This is a genomic window from Klebsiella sp. JB_Kp042 (assembly GCF_040065275.1).
GTDB classification, from domain to species: Bacteria; Pseudomonadota; Gammaproteobacteria; order Enterobacterales; family Enterobacteriaceae; genus Klebsiella; species Klebsiella quasipneumoniae.
The window spans coordinates 19,584-35,850 of sequence record NZ_JBEAJL010000090.1 but is presented as its reverse complement, the minus strand read 5'-3'; the positions used below and the strand labels follow the sequence as shown (position 1 = coordinate 35,850).

The following is a 16,267-nucleotide window of genomic DNA, read 5'->3' as shown; positions in this document are numbered from 1 at the left end:
CTCAGCGTGACTGGCACAGCCCGGAGACGGTTTTCACCGTATTCAGACTCTGCTGTGGGTTATCCGCAAGATGAAAATGCATCGTGCAACTCTGCGACTGGTTATTGACGACCCAGCTCACCGCCAGGGTTCCCTCCTGCGGCACGCCGCTGAGGTACACCTGACCGCCGTCGGCTACCATGCCGCCCGGCGCATTGCCGCCCTCCTCCGTCCCGACCAACCGTGCGCTGGCGCCAAAGGGTAACGGCCCCTGCGCATTGCGCAGGGTAAATAGCACCCGGTTGCCTATGCGGGTCCGGTAGTTGGCCATCACCACCGCGCCGCCGCCGGGGATCACCGTCTGACCCTGCTGGTCGACGTCGGTATCATCCGCCATCGACTCTGTGTCGAGGGTAATGACATTTTTCCGGTAGGTGGTCAGAGACGGCACCACGGCATAGCCACGCCAGTCGGTGTGCACATTGTTGCCGTTTTGCACCGCCACGCCGGCAGCCCCCGGCGCGCGGACGATGGCGAAGCTCTCGCCCACCGTCTGACCGAAGGTCACGCCGTGCGGATGCGCGACCACCGAGCCGGCGCCTCCCCAGGTCAGCTGATTACTGGCGGCGTCATGGCGATAGCCAAGCTGCGCGTTGCCGAAGCCGCCGTGGTAGTCCAGGGCGACGCTGCTGTTGGTGCCCCGCCCCTGGTTGCCGTAGCCCTGCTGAACCGAGTAGAACAGATTCGGCCGCGTCGGCACCGCGCCATACAGCGACACCTGCTGCGAGGTATAGCCATTGCTGTCCGAGGTGGTGTTGTAGCTCACCGCGCTGTCGGACAGCGGACCGCCCAGCGGAATATTGATATTGAATGACCAGGAACGGTCATTTTTTTGCTGGCCGCTGGCGCGGGTGTAGTAATAGCCCACGCCCCAGGAGATCCCTTTCCAGGCGCTGTAGAACCCGAGATGCACCGTCTCATCCCGACTCTGCCGGTGCCAGTATTCCTGCGACCAGGCGGAAACCGCCAGACTGCCCAGACCGCCGAGGCGTTGTGACACCGACACTTCCTCCCGGCGGCGCCGGTTGTCCACCTGCCCCTGCGCGCTTTCGAGGGCGCTGGCTTCGGCAAAATCGTAATAGCCGCTGGAGGAGTAGCGATAGCTGGCGAGGCTGAACGTGGTGCCCGAGCTGACGAAATCTTTCTGATACTGAGCGCGCAGCGAATGGCCCGCATAGCGCTTGCCCGACGGCGTACGGGTGACGGCCTGGGTGACGTCGCCTCCCAGCGAACCGAACTCGCCAAAGCCGCGGCCCAGGCCCAGCGCCCACGACTGATAATCCTGGGCCAGCTGCGTGCCGCCGTAGAGGGTAAATCCCGCCGACAGACCATAGAACAGGGTGCCCTGCAGGAATTCCGGCGAGCGCACCGAATCCGCCCCGGAGTGGTAGCGACCGGCGCTGAGGCTGAATTTGCCGCGCCCTTCGCGCAGCATGTACGGCACGGCGGAATAGGGCTGGGTAAAGGTGCGCACCGAACCATTGCTCTCGGTCACCTTCACCTCCAGATCGCCGCTCTGCGAGGTGGGATAAAGATCGCTGATGGCGAACGCCCCCGGCGACACGAAGGTTTCGTAGATCACATACCCGTGCTGGGAGACGGTCACTTTGGCATTGCTGTGCGCCACGCCGCGGATGGTAGGGGCAAAGCCGCGCTGGCTGTCCGGGAGCATCTCATCGTCAGACATCAGCTGGACGCCGCGAAACGGGATGCTGTCAAACACATCGCCGGTGGTGTAAGTATCGCCGATCCGCAGCAGACTCTTCAGCGAGCGGACGTCGCGCTGCAGCCAGGTGCTCTGTGAATCCCAGTGCCGGCGCTGCTGGTCGTACTGCATTGAGGAGATATTGCGCAGCCGCCAGGCGCCCAGGTTCACGCCGCTGCGTAAATTGAGATAGTTTGAGCGGCTGCTCTCCCCTTCATCGGCATTCTTTATCTGCGCGCCGGAAAAATAGTAATCGACAAACGCGGCCGGCACGCCATCGTCCCAGCGCGAGGGATCGACATAACCGCGGCTTTGCACGTTCATCGCCGCCTGAGGAATGCTCAGCGTCAGGCGCTGGTTAGCGAAGGTGAAGCGGCTGCTGGCGTCGGGAATAAACTTCTCGATCCGGGTGAAGGTCTCACCCTCATGCAGCGTTTGAAAAGCCGGAAACGCGCTGACGTTGACCCCATAATCCGCCAGCTGCCCGGGCGTCAGCACCGGCTGCAGCTGCCCGCCATCGTCAACAAAGGTGATATCGGCCTGGCCCAGCTCCTGGTCGTTAACCACCACGGTGACAGGATAAGTGCCCGGCTGCTGCCCGCCGGGTTTGGCGAAGTAGTGCAGATCGGAGGTTTGCTGCTGCGGGTCGGCAAACTCCAGCGCCGCCGGATCAAAATAGTCGTCGGCCAGCGCCCGGCTCAGCGGGCTGAGACAGCACATCATCGTCGGCAGCGTCGCCAGCGCCAGCGCCCGTCCGGCGGTGACGGGCAACGCGGCATACTCCCGCACCCTGGCTGTTGTTATTCTTTTCATGCTGGCGCCGTCCGGTAAGCTCATCACAAAGGGGAATTACTGCTGGGCGTAATCGCTGACGCCGCCGTAGTCGTTAATCGCCCGCCATTTGACGGTGCCGTGCCCGCTCACCGGCCACGTTTTCTCGCCAAAGGGGGCCACCATGCCAGGCTCGTCGATTGCCTTCCCGCCCACTTCGACGGCGTAAAAAGAGACAAAATAGGGAGTGGGGTTTGCCACCGTCAGATGGCCGCCAGACTGGCTAAACTTCAGCTGCTGCCAGGCTTTAGCCGGGTCGCCCGCCAGGCCGTTGGGGCGATAAAAGATTTTGAATTTCGACTTAATATTGACCTGCAGCTTGTTCACCTCGCCCTTGGGCGTCGGGGCGATACTTTTGACGTTCAGCCAGTAGACCGATTCACGGTCGCTGGGCAGCGAGACGCCAATAAAGTTAATGCGCAGGACGTTATTTTGCTCCGGATCGAGACGGAATAAGGGCGGCGTAACAATAAAGGGCACCTTGGCCTTATCGTTTTCCGCGTAATTTTCCACCCACGACTGCACCAGATAGGGCGTATGGGTATCGGCATTAGTGACTGAAATAGCGGCTTCACGCTTCCCTTCCTGATAAATCACACGGGTTCCACCCATGACAATACCGGCCTGCGCTGCCGTGGAGCACAGCAGAAAGGCCGCAACGGCAATTATTTTCTTCATCATGACTTACCATCAGGTAAAGGTTGAACAAACAGTAAAATAAAGCAGGGAATATCAGAGCCAGTACCCGTCGGGATAATTAGCAAAAACAACTATACCGTCACGAATATATTTCGTGACTTTATGACAATTATCACTTTAGCTATCTGCAATTAATCAGGACGCAGTGGACTGACTCTGAATAGCGCGCAATATGATTAGTTATAAATCATATTGAAATTAGCCGTACCGTTGGCATCGCCTGCCGTCACCGCACCGGTGGAGATATAGTCGGCGAAAAACTCGAGGTCGGCAGTGCCGGTGCCGGCAGTCGCGCCCGCAACGACATTTTTGGCTTTCGACACTTTGCCGAGGCTGACCGCCGTAGACTTGTCATCTTCATACAGCTTGATCGCCACGCCAGCGGCGCCGCCGGTGGTAGCCAACAGCGTGTTATCGGACTGATCGCGCGCGCCGTCAAACAGCACCGCGACATTTGTCACGCTGGCAGGGCAATCTTTTACTTTGATATGGAAAGGCGTTTTGGTGGTTTCAAAACCTGTGCTGGTAAAATAGGTGCTGGCCCATTTGCCCAGATCCACCGTCTGGCTGGTGGATGCGCTGTCGATATTGCAGGAGCTGTCGGTGATTGATCCATTGAAGATAACCTGTCCGCCGGTACCCTGGGTACCCGCCTTGGTGCCAGGGTTAACGTTAATGGTTGGCGTAGTAACAGAAATTGCAGCGCCAGAAACCAGCGCTCCCATGAGAATTGCCATAATACGAAGTTGCGTTTTCATTATTTATCTCATCGTTAACGAATATATTTTCCCGTCATCGGCAATAGCCCCATGGCTATCGCGAAACGGCTCGTCCGTTCCTCCCTGTAAATGTTCATTACGTTCCTTCCGCAGGATAATCGGCACACGTCCTTTGACTCCGCTTTATTTCGCCGAAAGGTGGCCATGAATAACAAGCAGAAGAAAAAGAGTTATTTTGATGTGCAAAATAAATATATTACCCGATGTAAAAAAAGGCAACCTGATGAAATGTTACATACAGGTTAATGACTATACTCGCCATAAAGTTATTTTTTGAAATGGCATTTCGATGTTAATTTACATATCTATACAAAAGAAAATTAAATACTTCTCAACAACAACACGTCAATTTTATTAACAAATTTAAAGGTAATTGCTCAAAAAAGCGTCTTGTTTTATTGTGCTCAAACCCGTTGCCACGAAAAAATTAGGAATTTTCCTGGTATTAATCTTCATCATTTCTACACAAATTAGGGCAAAGCGCTCCTGAGCTGCGCTGTAATTTCTTGTTCTGGAAGTGTTTTTGTTTTCAAATGAAAGCCATTACTTCATTAACCCAAATGTATTGCCGTTATCCGCCACCGTAACCGCTCCCTTTCACCGGGTTATTTTGACGCAAAAAAAATCCGCAACCCGAACGGATTGCGGACTGAGGATCAATCAGTAATGAGATGGGCTTCAGAACAGGCCCAGCGGCGCGGTGCCGTAGCTCACCAGCAGGTTTTTGGTTTGCTGATAGGCATCCAGCGCCATCTTATGCGTTTCCCGCCCGACGCCGGACTGTTTATAGCCGCCGAACGCCGCATGAGCCGGGTAGACATGATAACAGTTGGTCCATACGCGACCGGCCTGAATACCGCGCCCCATGCGATAGGCGAGATTGGTATCGCGCGTCCACACCCCAGCGCCGAGGCCAAACTGGGTCTCATTGGCGATAGCCAGCGCTTCCGCTTCGTCCTTAAAGGTGGTCACCCCGATCACCGGCCCAAAGATCTCCTCCTGGAAGGAGCGCATATCGTTGCGACCTTTAATCAGCGTGGGCTGAATATAAAAACCATTATCCAGCGCCGGCGCGATCGCCGCCCGCTCGCCGCCGGTGAGGATTTGTCCGCCCTCTTCCCGGGCAATCTGAATATAGGAGAGGATCTTGTCGAACTGCTGGCGGGAAGCCTGGGCGCCGATCATGGTGTCGGTATCTAACGGATCGCCGCGACGGATCTGCGCCACCTTCTCCATGACCCGCGCCATAAAGGGCTCATAGATAGATTCATGGATCAGCGCCCGCGACGGGCAAGTACAGACCTCACCCTGGTTGAAGAAACCGAGCACCAGCCCCTCCACCGCCTTCTCAATAAACTCCTCTTCACCCTCCATCACGTCGGCGAAGTAAATATTGGGCGATTTACCCCCCAGCTCGACGGTGCAGGGGATAATATTCTCCGCCGCGCAGGCGAGAATATGTCGCCCGACCGGCGTGGAGCCGGTAAACGCCAGCTTGGCGATACGCTTGCTGGTGGCCAGCGCCTCGCCCGCCTCTTTGCCGAAGCCCTGCACCACGTTCAGCACCCCCGCCGGGAACAGATCGCCGATCAGCTCCAGCAGCAGGGTAATACTCAGCGGCGTCTGTTCCGCCGGCTTGAGCACCACGCAGTTACCCGCCGCCAGGGCCGGGGCCAGCTTCCACGCGGCCATCAGCAGCGGGAAGTTCCATGGGATAATCTGACCGACCACCCCCAGCGGTTCATGGAAATGGTAGGCCACCGTGGTTTCGTCAATTTCGGCAGTGCTTCCCTCCTGGGCGCGCAGGCAGCCGGCGAAGTAGCGAAAATGATCCACCGCCAGCGGCAGGTCGGCATTCAGCGTTTCGCGGATCGGTTTGCCGTTGTCCCAGCTCTCCGCCACCGCCAGATATTCCAGATGCTGTTCAATACGGTCGGCGACCTGCAGCAGCAGCCTGGAGCGCTGTTGCACTGAGGTTTTGCCCCACGCCGGCGCCGCACGGTGGGCGGCGTCGAGGGCGAAGTCAATGTCTCTGGCGTCCGACCGGGGAAACTGCGCAATGTTGCTGCCGTCTACCGGGGAGGTGTTCATAAAGAATTCACCGCTCAGCGGCTCGACAAATTTACCGTCAATAAAGTTGCCGTAAGCGGATTTCAATGAAACCAGGGCGCCGGGCTGGCCAGGGTGTGCATAACGCATCGCAAATCTCCTTCTGTAGGGTTGAGACGCAGCGGCATATTGATTTTTTAAACTTGCCGCCGAACGCTTCTCACTTTGCAGGGGTTATGCCAGTTTTTCATTTTCTCTAAATATCTTCATTTATTAACAGGTTGCATTCACTGACTGGGCAGATGGTCAGCCACTGTCGCACGGGTTTCCACTTATGTGTTGCAAATCGCAACACCAAATAAACCAAATGGCTACAATATTGCAACACAGCAACATCGACCCAGAGGTGCCCTGTGCCAGGCAATCCCTTTCTTCTCGCCCCAGAGGTTAACGCCAATCCCCTGCTGAGCGATTCATGGTCTCGCTGCCAGCGCTACGGCCTGGATCCCGCCACCGAGGATTTTCCCCGCCTCGACGCCGGCGAGCTGGCGGACCGGCTCGCCAGCCACCGCAGCCTGCAGCAGCTGGCGCAGCCGGTGGTGGAAGCCCTGTCGCGCCAGGTGGCGGACCTGCAGTCGGTGGTGATCCTCTCCGACCCCGGCGGTCTGGTGCTCCATACCGTCGGCGATACCCAGGCGATGCAGAAGGCTCAGCGCGTCGCGCTGGCGCCGGGCAATCTGTGGAGCGAAAGCGGACGCGGGACCAACGCCATCGGCACCGCGCTGGCGATTGACGACGGCTGCGAAATCGATGGGCGTCAGCACTTTCTCACCCGCAACCAGAATTTGTACTGTGCGGCGATGCCGCTCCAGCGGCCGGACGGAAGCATCGCCGGCGTGCTGGATATCTCCGGCCCGGCGGATTTTCCCCACCAGCACACCTTTGGCTGGGTGAAAGCGGCGGCAAAGCAGATTGAGTATCTGTGGGTGAAGCAGAGCCTGCATCCTGAGCAGTGGCTGATGAGCCTCCACCGGCAGGTGGACAAGCTCGACAGTGTGGAGGAACTGCTGCTGGTCTTTTCCGACAACGTCCTTACCGCCGGCAACCGGCTGGCGATGCGCGAGTTCGGCCTGAGCGCGGCGCAGTTTGGCCAGCTCACCTTTGCGTCGCTTTTTCCGACGCTGACGCAAACGGCGGTCAGCGTTCCCCTGCCCCTGACCACCCCGCAGGGCCGCTATCACTATCGCCTGCGCGAGCCCACCCGCCGCCGGGTGGCGATGAGCGCCCCGCCGGCCATGCAGCTCCCCTTCACCAGCCCGCGGGAAGGCGAAAAGCTGCTCCGGCTGCTTAACGCCGGCATCGCGCTCTGTATTGAGGGGGAAACCGGCAGCGGCAAAGAGTATGTCAGCCGCACGCTGCACCAGCACAGCCGCTGGCGCAGCGGTAAATTCGTCGCCATTAACTGCGCCGCCATCCCGGAATCGCTGATCGAGTCCGAGCTTTTCGGCTACCAGCCAGGGGCGTTTACCGGCGCCAGCAAAAACGGCTATATCGGCAAAATCCGCGAGGCCGAGGGCGGGGTGCTGTTTCTTGATGAGATCGGCGATATGCCGCTGGCGCTGCAGACCCGCCTTCTGCGAGTACTGCAGGAGAAAGAGGTCGCCCCGCTCGGCGCCAGCCGCAGCGTGCCGGTGAACTTCGCCCTGATCTGCGCCACGCACCGCAACCTGACCCAGCGGGTCAGCGCCGGCGAATTCCGCGAAGATCTGCTGTGGCGCCTGCGGGAGTACGCCCTGGCACTGCCTCCGCTACGCGAGTGGCCGGCGCTGGAAACCTTTATCGCCACCCTGTGGCGCGACCTGGGCGGCGCTTCGCGCCGGGTGACGCTGTCCACCGCGCTGCTGACCCACCTCAGCCAGCTGCCGTGGCCGGGAAACGTGCGCCAGCTGCAGAGCGTCCTGAAGGTGATGCTGGCTCTGGCCGATGAGGGCGACACGCTGACGCCCGATGCGCTGCCGGACGCATACCGCGCTGCGCCTGCGCCGCTGCCGCGCGGGGGGTTACAGGCCCATGACGAGCAGTTGATTGTCGATACCCTCGCCAGGGTCAACGGCAACGTCAGCCGGGCGGCGCAGATGCTGGGCATCGCCCGCAGCACGCTATACCGCCGCGCCGCCCGTGCCGGACGGCCACGCCGCTGAGGCGATGGCCTAAAGCGCGCCGGCCGCGGACGCTACGCCAGACCCAGCCCCGCCCGCAGGGCATCGATCGTCACCCGCGTTTTTTGCGGCAGCCACGGCCCTTCCGGCCACACCGCGTGGATGGCGAAACGCACACGGTCGCTGGGCGCCAGAACCTGCTGCAGCGTCCCGTCGGCGAGCGCCTGCGCCACCAGCCAGTCCGGCAGCCAGGCGATGCCCATTCCCTGCTGCGCCGCCGCGGCGATGGCGGCAAAGTCATCCTGCACCAGCCACGCCTCCGGGGTGAAGCGCACTTCGCCCTGCTGCGGGTCGTAAAGTTGCCATTTTTGCAGCTGACCGTTATGCAGATAGCCGAGGGTGCGGTGCTCGCTCAGCCCGGCGATGGTCTGCGGCGCCGGCTGGCGACGCAGGTACTCCGCCGCCGCGCACAGCACCATGCCATGCTCCCCCAGCGCCCGCGCCCGTAGCGACCCGGTATCGGCCAGGCTCCCGATACGCACCGCGAGATCAAACCCCTCTTCCAGCAGATTGACCTGCCGGTCGCTGTAGTGGAGCTCGAGCTTCAGCAATGGATAGCGCTGGCTCAGGCGGAACAGCAGCGGCGCCACGCAGCGCTGGCCAAACAGCACCGGCAGCGAAATGCGCAGCCGTCCCTGCACCTCGCCTTTGCCGCGCTGCAGCGCTTCTTCGGCCTCGCGAATGCGTCCCAGCGCCTCCCGACACTGGTGATAAAATTGCTCTCCCTCTTCCGTCAGCAGTTGCCTGCGGGTGGTGCGCTGGAATAACGCCACGCCGAGACGCGCTTCCAGCCGGGCAATGGTTTTTCCCACCGCCGAACGCGTCACGTGGAGGATCGTCGCCGCGCTGGCAAAGTTACCGCTCTCGACCACAGTGACAAACACGGGGATCGCATTCAGATCGTCGCGCACAGATTGGTTCCTTACGGGATACAATAGAGGAAAATAATGTCACTCCAGAGAGAAAAAAGACAGTGTTAGTCTCTGCTTCTATCCTTCACTTGAGGCACTCATCATGGCTAACGTTCTGGTATTAAAGTCCAGTATTAATGGCGAAACTTCCCTGACCAATCAGCTGATTAACGAATTTCTCGCGGCGCGCCAGGCGGCGGGCCGCCACGATCGGATCCGCGAACACGATCTCAGCGCTATGGCGCTGCCGACGCTGGATGGCGCGCTGTTTGCCGCCCTGCGCGGGGCGGCGGATCCGCGGCCGGCCATTCGCGCGGCGGTAGCGCTCTCCGACCAGTTTATCGCCGAGTTAAAAGCCAGCGACCTGCTGGTGATCGGCGCCCCGATGTATAACCTCAACGTCCCGACCGATCTGAAGAAATGGTTCGACCTCGTGGCGCGGGCGCGGGAAACCTTTCGCTACACCGACCGCTGGCCGCAGGGGCTGGTCGAGGGCGTCCGGGCGGTGGTCGTCAGCAGCCGCGGCGGTGTTCACCAGGGAGAAACCACCGACGCCGTCACCCCCTATCTGCACGCGGTGCTGGGGCTGATGGGGATCCATGAGGTGGAATTTATCTATGCCGAAGGGCTGGATAACCGCCCGCACGGTCGCGACGCCGGGATCGCCAGCGCCCGGGCGCAGATAGCCGATCTCGCCGTTCCGGCCTGAGTCGCGGGGAAAAAGGGGCTGGCGCTGGCGGCTTTTTTATTTTAGAGTTATCTAAATTTAGAAAAAGCTAAAATAAATGACCACACCCGAAGACCTGCAGGCCCGCGCCGGCGAAGCCGCCGCGCTGATGAAAGCGATGAGTAATCCTCACCGCTTGCTGATCCTGTGCATGCTATGCGACGCGCCGCGGGCCAGCGCCGGTGAACTGGCCCGCGCTACCGGCCTGAGCCCTTCCGCCACCTCGCAGCACCTCGCGCGGATGCGTGACGAGGGGCTGATCGACAGCGAACGCGACGCTCAGCGCATCCACTATTTCATCACCCATCCTGCGGTACAGCAGGTGATCAACACGCTGAAAACGCTCTATTGCCCGTGAGGATCCTATGACCATCGCCACCTTAACCCCTGCCGAAGCCCGGGTGCAGATTGCCCAGGGCGCCAGACTGATAGATATCCGCGATGCGGATGAATACGCGCGCGAACATATTCCCGATGCCGAGCTGGTGCCGCTCGCCACCCTGAACGGCGGCGCGACCCTAAACGCCCGGGCCGGCGAGCGCGTGATCTTCCACTGCCAGGCCGGCTCCCGGACGCAGAGCAACGCCATTCGTCTGGCCGCCGCCGCCGCGCCGGCGCAGGTCAGCCTGCTGGCGGGCGGGATTCAGGCATGGAAAGCCGCGGGGCTCCCGGTTGAGGAAGATAAATCGCAACCGCTGCCGCTGATGCGCCAGGTGCAAATCGCCGCTGGCGCTCTGATCTTACTGGGGGTGCTGCTGGGCTATACCGTGAACGGCGGCTTTTTCCTGCTCAGCGGCGCGGTCGGCGCCGGGCTCACTTTCGCCGGGATAACCGGCTTTTGCGGCATGGCGCGCCTGCTGGCGATCATGCCGTGGAACCGGCGCCAGGGGAGTTAAAACGCACTCCAGATAAGCCAGGCAATGCCGCCGAAAAGCAGCCATTTGACGACGTAATAGACCGTCTTATTCCATTTTTTCAGCCGCTTGCCGACAATGCGGATCTGGTAGATATAGCGAAACGCCCGGTTAATTCCGCCAGTGCGATCGCTGGCGTCGTTGGGCGCCGAGGCGGCGCTCATCAGATTGCGCCCCAGCCAGTGGTTGACCTTCTGCGCCCAGCGGTAGCGCATCGGCCGTTCAATATCACAGAACAGAATCAGCCGATTCTCACCGCTGGTATTTTCCGCATAGTGGATATAGGTCTCGTCAAACAGCACCCCTTCCCCGTCGCGCCAGCTGTAGCGCTGACCATCCACCTCGATAAAGCAGCGGTCATCGTTCGGCGTCGCCAGGCCAAGATGAAAGCGCAGGGAACCGGCGTAGGGGTCGCGATGGCGCGGCAGACGGCTGCCGTCCGGCAGGGTGGCGAACATGGCCGCCTTCACCGACGGAATATCCCGCAGCAGCGCGGTAGTTTGTGGGCAAAGCTGGCTGGCGGAGGGATGGGCATCCTCATACCATTTCAGATAAAAGCGTTTCCAGCCGGTTTTAAAAAATGAGTTAAATCCGGCATCGTTATATTTATCGGCCGCTTTAATCTGCTCCAGCTGCTGGAGGCGGATGCCTTCTTCGCGAATAACCAGCCAGTTTTGTTGCAATATCGCCAGCTCGGGAAACATCTCCGGGCGCAGATAAGGCGTATTCGGCACGCGGGAAAATAAATACATAAATCCATTCAACGGCGCGGTAAATGTGGAATGGTCGGAGAGCTGTCGCCAGAAACGATAGCGCACCCGTCCGCGGTAATGGACATACAGCACAGCAATAACAATGATCAACAGAATGATATACTTCATGGTGTCTTTCCTGACCTGATTGATGGTAACCCTACCCTCGCCGTCCCCCTTGTCAGCAGCGGTATGGCGCCAGCAAAACATTAACAACATTAATACATATACCTCCAAATTGTTTTAACAAAAAAGAGCACACCCGGTGTTCAGTGCGCGGGCGTTGAGCTATGGTTTAGGTTCATCCGTGGTATTAACAGTGAGGAGTGAATGATGTTTTCTGTCGGCGATCTGGTACAACCGCGTGCGGGCGGGCCAAAACTGAAAGTGGTCGAAGTGCAGGGCGAGGATCTGGTGGTGGTTCAGGCCGCGCAGGAGCAGGGAGAACGCTATACGCTGAAGTCAGACGAGGTGACGTCCTATCAGGAAGAGGGGGACTTCGGCGTCTGCTGAACCCCCTCGCTGCAGATCATAAGGCCAGGCCGGGCGGTGGGTCTTTCCGCCGTCGCGGCGCTGGCCGCATCGGTTTTAAATTAAAAAGCTGTCCAGCGATTTCCCCTCGGCGACCGCCTGGGCAATCGGCTTCGGCATTCTTCCCTGGCCGGTCCAGGTTTTCTCGGCGCCGGTATGATCGGTATAACGATATTTCGCCGGGCGCGGTTTGCGCTTTTTACCGCCCGCCATCGGCGGCTGAATATCGGCCACCAGCTCGTCAGGAGAAATACCGTCGGCGCGCATCAGCTCAAGCCAGGTATTCACTTTTTCCTGATATTCCGCCTGCTGCTGCGCCGCCTGCTGCTGTTGCGTACGTATTTCTTCAGTGACGATCCTGAGCTTTTCCAGCATCTCTTCAAGCACGTCAATGGAGAATTCACGGGACAGCGCACGCAGTGAACGGATATTATTCAGTTTGTGTAACATTGAAGACATAAAATTAAAAATTTCCAAATAGCAAATTAAAAGACACAACGCGGCAAGTGTAATAGAAACGTTTATTTATTTCCAGCCTTCGGTTATCCAGATAAATATATTATGCAGCGAGTAAACCTTTTCCAACTACCTTATATCGGGAAATCCCCGGTTCTTTTTCGCCAGCGCAGGCCAATAAGACCCTGAATAAATAAAAACGGCGGATGGTGAGATAGGGAAATATATCAAGAAGGCGATATTACCTTTATGGTCAGCGGGTTATCCTCTTATCGTCGGTGAATGCGCAGGCCCTCTCCGCGCGGCCAAATGAATAGTTACTCAGTCATGCAGAATAAAATGCCACATATCGTTTTAGAATTTTTCACCACAAAAACCGGCATAATGGCATAAAAACATCTAAACATGACCCTCATCACAGGCTAACGCGATTTTGCGCCACAGCGGGCGGTCAGATGCCGACCCCCTGGTCAGATATCATGGCGCAAAACAATACAACCATTTGAAAGTAAAAGAATTTAATAAAACCAGCAATAAAAGTAGCGTAACGGGCAAAAAACCGACCTTCGCAGAGTATTTTATCGACAAAAAGGCAATAAATAAAAATTTATAGCTAGTTGCCACTTTTAATGCAGAGATATACTCTACGCACATCAAAACAGGCAGCCCAAAAACGCTATACCAACGCGCATTTTTCGGCGTTATTGACTTCATTTTCGAGGAGCACTCCGATGTTCTCTGCGCACTCCCGCTTGCGGCATGCGGTTGCAGACACCTTTGCGATGGTGGTTTACTGCACCGTCGTCAACATGATGATCGAAATTTTTCTCTCTGGTATGACGTTTGAGCAGTCGTTATCGTCGCGCCTGGTGGCGATCCCGGTCAACATTATTATCGCTGTCCCTTACGGGATTTATCGCGACTTCGCGATGCGTCAGGCCCGGCGCATCACTCCGGCCGGCTGGATGAAAAATATGGCCGACGTGCTGGCCTACGTGACCTTCCAGTCGCCGGTTTATGTCGCCATTCTGTGGAGCGTGGGTGCGGACTGGCACCAGATTGTCGCTGCGGTGAGCTCGAACCTGGCGGTTTCAATGATGATGGGCGCCGCTTACGGCTACTTCCTCGACTATTGCCGCCGCCTGTTCCGCGTGGCGCCCTACCAGCAGGCAAAAGCCTGACCGACACGTTAACAGCGACTGGCTCTGCCAGTCGCTTCCTCCCGCCAGCCAGCTTCTCCCGGGTCTTTATCCAGCGAATTAATTCGTCGACATGGCCGGCTGGGCTTCGCCAAACAGTCCATTAAGAAAACGCTCAAGCGCCATGCGTGAGCTAAAGCCGTGCGGAATACCATAATGCTGCTGCGCATCCCCGGCTAAATACAGCGGAAACTGTTCATAATGGTCGCAGGTTTTGATATCTGAAGCCGGTTCAGCCAGCATATTGCTGCGCTCTTTTAACGCTGGATGAATAACTAACGCTGTTCGCCCCATGCGCGCTTCGCGGTTCACATAAACATAATTATCGCCGCGGCGATAGCCGTACGCTTTTTGCGTCACAACATCCATGGTGAAGCCGGCTTTTTCAAGAACACGCGCCACCTCATCGGGTCTTAAATACATACTGATTCCTCGTTATCTTTTACCGCACATTGACCTTACCTTATTCATTAAGGGCAGTGCTTTCGGAATATTCCAGAAACCACAGCAGTAAGCATAATTCAAAATCTTGTCCTACACTTACTCACTCGATGGAATTAAGGGAGATAACGATGGCTAACCATGTGAACCGCAACAATTTTGACGAGAATGCCGAAGATATTCATAACGATGTCAGCCAATTAGCGGACACGCTGGAAGAGGTGCTGAAATCGTGGGGCAGTGACGCGAAAGAGGAAGCGGAAGCGGCGCGTGCCAAAGCGCAGTCGCTGTTAAAAGAGACCCGCGCCCGCCTTAATGGCCACAACCGGGTGCAGCAGGCGGCGCTGGATGCGCGCCAGGCAGCGTGCGATGCGCTGGGCTGCGCCGACACCTACGTGCGCAATAAACCGTGGCACAGCGTGGGCGCCGCCGCCGCCGTCGGGGTATTTATTGGCGTATTGCTCAATTTACGTCGATAATAGCTATAGCGTTTGCTGCCGCTGCGCGATAAGCGCGCGGAAGCCCGCCAGCTTCACGGAAAGCAATGAAGATAACAAATACGCGTCAGCCCCTGCGCGCCTCTGGCCGCAGGGGTTTTTTATGCGCCAGCGGGCGTGACGCCGCCGATCGCCTCCCTCAGTCGCCGGGCCAGCGCGCCAGCCATTGCCGGCGAGCGAATATTGGTAAAACTCATCAGTAATCCCCCCTCGCCGGTATGGCGCATCCGCCAGTCGCTCAACGCCTGTACCGCCAGCCCGGCCGCCACCGCCCGTTGGGCCAGCAGGCGATCGTCGCCGCTGACGGGCATGACCAACTGAATCCCTCCCTGCTGCGGCGTGACCTGAAAGCCCTGCGCCTGCAGAGCCGACTCCAGCCACTCCCTGCGCTGGCTGTAGCTGGCGCGCATTTTTTTCAGATGACGCCAGAAATGGCCCTGCTGGATAAAATCCGCCAGCGTCTGCTGCCACAGGGTGGGAACGGTGCAGGGCTGGCGCTCCACGGTCTGGTGAAAGCGCGCCGCCAGCGCGGTCGGCACCACCAGCCAGGCGGTGCGCAGCGCCGGAAACATCGACTTACTGAAGGTGCCCGCGTAGATGACCCGCTGTGGCGCATCAAGGCTTTTCAGCGGCGGCAGCGGTTTGCCGCGATAGCGAAACTCGCTATCGTAATCATCCTCAATGATCCAGGCGTCACGCTCCGCGGCCCATGCCAACAGCTGGCGACGCCGGGGCAGCGAGAGCGCCACTCCCAGCGGACTCTGATGCGCCGGAGTGAGCAGGGCAAACCGCGCCTGCGGGTGATGGCGCTGGCCCCAGGCGATATCCATCCCTTCGTCGTCCACCGGGATCGCATCCACCACCAGCTGCCCGGCCTCGACCACCGGGCGAATAAAGGGATATCCCGGATCCTCCATCCACATATGCTGCCCCGGCTGCGCCAGGGTACGCAGGATCAGGTTCATGGCGGTGGCATAGTTGCCGGCGATCAGGACCTGCTCCGGCTGGCAGTCGATACTGCGCGACAGGCGCAGATAGTCGACGATCGCCTGACGCAGAAGCGGGTCGCCGCCGGGATCGCCGGGCGCCAGATCGAACCGCGACTGCGTCCGCAGCCGGCGCCCCATCACCCGCGCCCACAGCCCGCGCGGAAAGAGATCCAGCGCCGGGAGCCCCATCTGAAACGGCAACGGCTCCGTCGGCGCGGCAGGCTGCGCTGGCGGCACAGGCGCCAGCTGGCGCGGACTGAGCCGCTCGCTGACAAAGGTTCCCGCCTGCCCGCGTCGCTCGAGCCAGCCCTGGGCGACCAGTTCGCCCCAGGCGTTTTCGATGGTCGCCCGGGAGACGCCCTGCTCCTGGGCAAACACCCGGCTGGCGGGCAGACGGCTGCCCGGAGCCAGTTCGCCACGTTCAATGGCGGATTTCAGCTGGCGGGCGATGCGTTGATAGAGAGGGAGGTGGCTGGCTTCCATTATGGTCTGCTTTTTTCATCACAATATGGCTATCTTTTGCAGTCCA

General features: G+C 59.0%; 15 protein-coding genes and 1 pseudogene. 7 read left to right on the top strand and 9 right to left on the bottom strand.

Going from position 1 to position 16,267, the window contains the following annotated elements; all coding sequences use genetic code 11:
• Position 1 precedes the first annotated feature (1 nt).
• From ABLV54_RS16765 to ABLV54_RS16750, 4 genes are all read right to left on the bottom strand, one after another.
• Positions 2-2,557 (bottom strand): fimbria/pilus outer membrane usher protein, encoded by a 2,556-nt coding sequence (locus ABLV54_RS16765; protein WP_101881227.1) that lies wholly within the window; start codon positions 2,555-2,557, stop codon positions 2-4.
• A gap of 36 nt (positions 2,558-2,593) precedes the next feature.
• Positions 2,594-3,256, bottom strand: a complete 663-nt coding sequence (locus tag ABLV54_RS16760) for a molecular chaperone (protein ID WP_101881218.1) — start codon at positions 3,254-3,256, stop codon at positions 2,594-2,596.
• Positions 3,257-3,450: 194 nt separating this feature from the next.
• A complete protein-coding gene (locus ABLV54_RS16755; protein ID WP_064157691.1) occupies positions 3,451-4,032 on the bottom strand; it encodes a fimbrial protein in 582 nt (193 codons plus the stop codon).
• Between the two features lie 699 nt (positions 4,033-4,731).
• Positions 4,732-6,252 (bottom strand): aldehyde dehydrogenase family protein, encoded by a 1,521-nt coding sequence (locus tag ABLV54_RS16750; RefSeq protein ID WP_032453792.1) that lies wholly within the window; start codon positions 6,250-6,252, stop codon positions 4,732-4,734.
• 263 nt (positions 6,253-6,515) lie between these two features.
• Between ABLV54_RS16750 and ABLV54_RS16745 the strand changes: the two genes are divergently transcribed.
• On the top strand, positions 6,516-8,303 hold the full coding sequence (locus ABLV54_RS16745) for a sigma-54-dependent Fis family transcriptional regulator (protein ID WP_101881219.1): 1,788 nt from the start codon (positions 6,516-6,518) through the stop codon (positions 8,301-8,303).
• Between the two features lie 32 nt (positions 8,304-8,335).
• Here the strand turns inward: ABLV54_RS16745 and ABLV54_RS16740 are convergent, their stop codons facing one another.
• Entirely contained in the window at positions 8,336-9,232 is an 897-nt protein-coding gene (locus tag ABLV54_RS16740; RefSeq protein ID WP_048298081.1) for a LysR family transcriptional regulator, read from the bottom strand.
• A 103-nt stretch (positions 9,233-9,335) separates the two neighbouring features.
• On the opposite strand from ABLV54_RS16740, the gene ABLV54_RS16735 reads away from it, so the two are divergent.
• The 3 genes and pseudogenes from ABLV54_RS16735 (at position 9,336) to ABLV54_RS16725 (ending at position 10,871) form a co-directional block, all read left to right on the top strand.
• Positions 9,336-9,941 (top strand): NAD(P)H-dependent oxidoreductase, encoded by a 606-nt coding sequence (locus ABLV54_RS16735; protein WP_101881220.1) that lies wholly within the window; start codon positions 9,336-9,338, stop codon positions 9,939-9,941.
• A gap of 76 nt (positions 9,942-10,017) precedes the next feature.
• Positions 10,018-10,317 (top strand): metalloregulator ArsR/SmtB family transcription factor, encoded by a 300-nt coding sequence (locus ABLV54_RS16730; protein WP_002914277.1) that lies wholly within the window; start codon positions 10,018-10,020, stop codon positions 10,315-10,317.
• 7 nt (positions 10,318-10,324) lie between these two features.
• A pseudogene (locus ABLV54_RS16725) lies at positions 10,325-10,871 on the top strand (rhodanese family protein).
• Here ABLV54_RS16725 and lpxO read toward each other — a convergent pair.
• Positions 10,852-11,754, bottom strand: coding sequence for a lipid A hydroxylase LpxO (gene lpxO, locus ABLV54_RS16720; RefSeq protein WP_032453800.1), 903 nt, complete (start codon positions 11,752-11,754; stop codon positions 10,852-10,854). The pseudogene ABLV54_RS16725 and the gene lpxO sit on opposite strands and share 20 nt — an antisense overlap.
• A gap of 204 nt (positions 11,755-11,958) precedes the next feature.
• On the opposite strand from lpxO, the gene ABLV54_RS16715 reads away from it, so the two are divergent.
• Entirely contained in the window at positions 11,959-12,138 is a 180-nt protein-coding gene (locus ABLV54_RS16715) for a hypothetical protein (protein ID WP_023290745.1), read from the top strand.
• Between the two features lie 75 nt (positions 12,139-12,213).
• Here ABLV54_RS16715 and stpA read toward each other — a convergent pair whose 3' ends face one another.
• A complete protein-coding gene (gene stpA, locus ABLV54_RS16710; protein ID WP_048298704.1) occupies positions 12,214-12,615 on the bottom strand; it encodes a DNA-binding protein StpA in 402 nt (133 codons plus the stop codon).
• 728 nt (positions 12,616-13,343) lie between these two features.
• Between stpA and alaE the strand changes: the two genes are divergently transcribed.
• Positions 13,344-13,793 (top strand): L-alanine exporter AlaE, encoded by a 450-nt coding sequence (alaE, locus tag ABLV54_RS16705; RefSeq protein ID WP_004205719.1) that lies wholly within the window; start codon positions 13,344-13,346, stop codon positions 13,791-13,793.
• A gap of 78 nt (positions 13,794-13,871) precedes the next feature.
• On the opposite strand, the gene ABLV54_RS16700 is transcribed toward alaE, so the two are convergent.
• Complete coding sequence (locus ABLV54_RS16700) at positions 13,872-14,234, bottom strand: DUF2002 family protein (RefSeq protein WP_002914291.1); 363 nt, start codon at positions 14,232-14,234, stop codon at positions 13,872-13,874.
• A 149-nt stretch (positions 14,235-14,383) separates the two neighbouring features.
• On the opposite strand from ABLV54_RS16700, the gene ABLV54_RS16695 reads away from it, so the two are divergent.
• Complete coding sequence (locus ABLV54_RS16695) at positions 14,384-14,731, top strand: DUF883 family protein (RefSeq protein WP_032432206.1); 348 nt, start codon at positions 14,384-14,386, stop codon at positions 14,729-14,731.
• Positions 14,732-14,850: 119 nt separating this feature from the next.
• On the opposite strand, the gene ABLV54_RS16690 is transcribed toward ABLV54_RS16695, so the two are convergent.
• On the bottom strand, positions 14,851-16,221 hold the full coding sequence (locus ABLV54_RS16690; RefSeq protein WP_101881221.1) for a PLP-dependent aminotransferase family protein: 1,371 nt from the start codon (positions 16,219-16,221) through the stop codon (positions 14,851-14,853).
• Positions 16,222-16,267 lie beyond the last annotated feature (46 nt).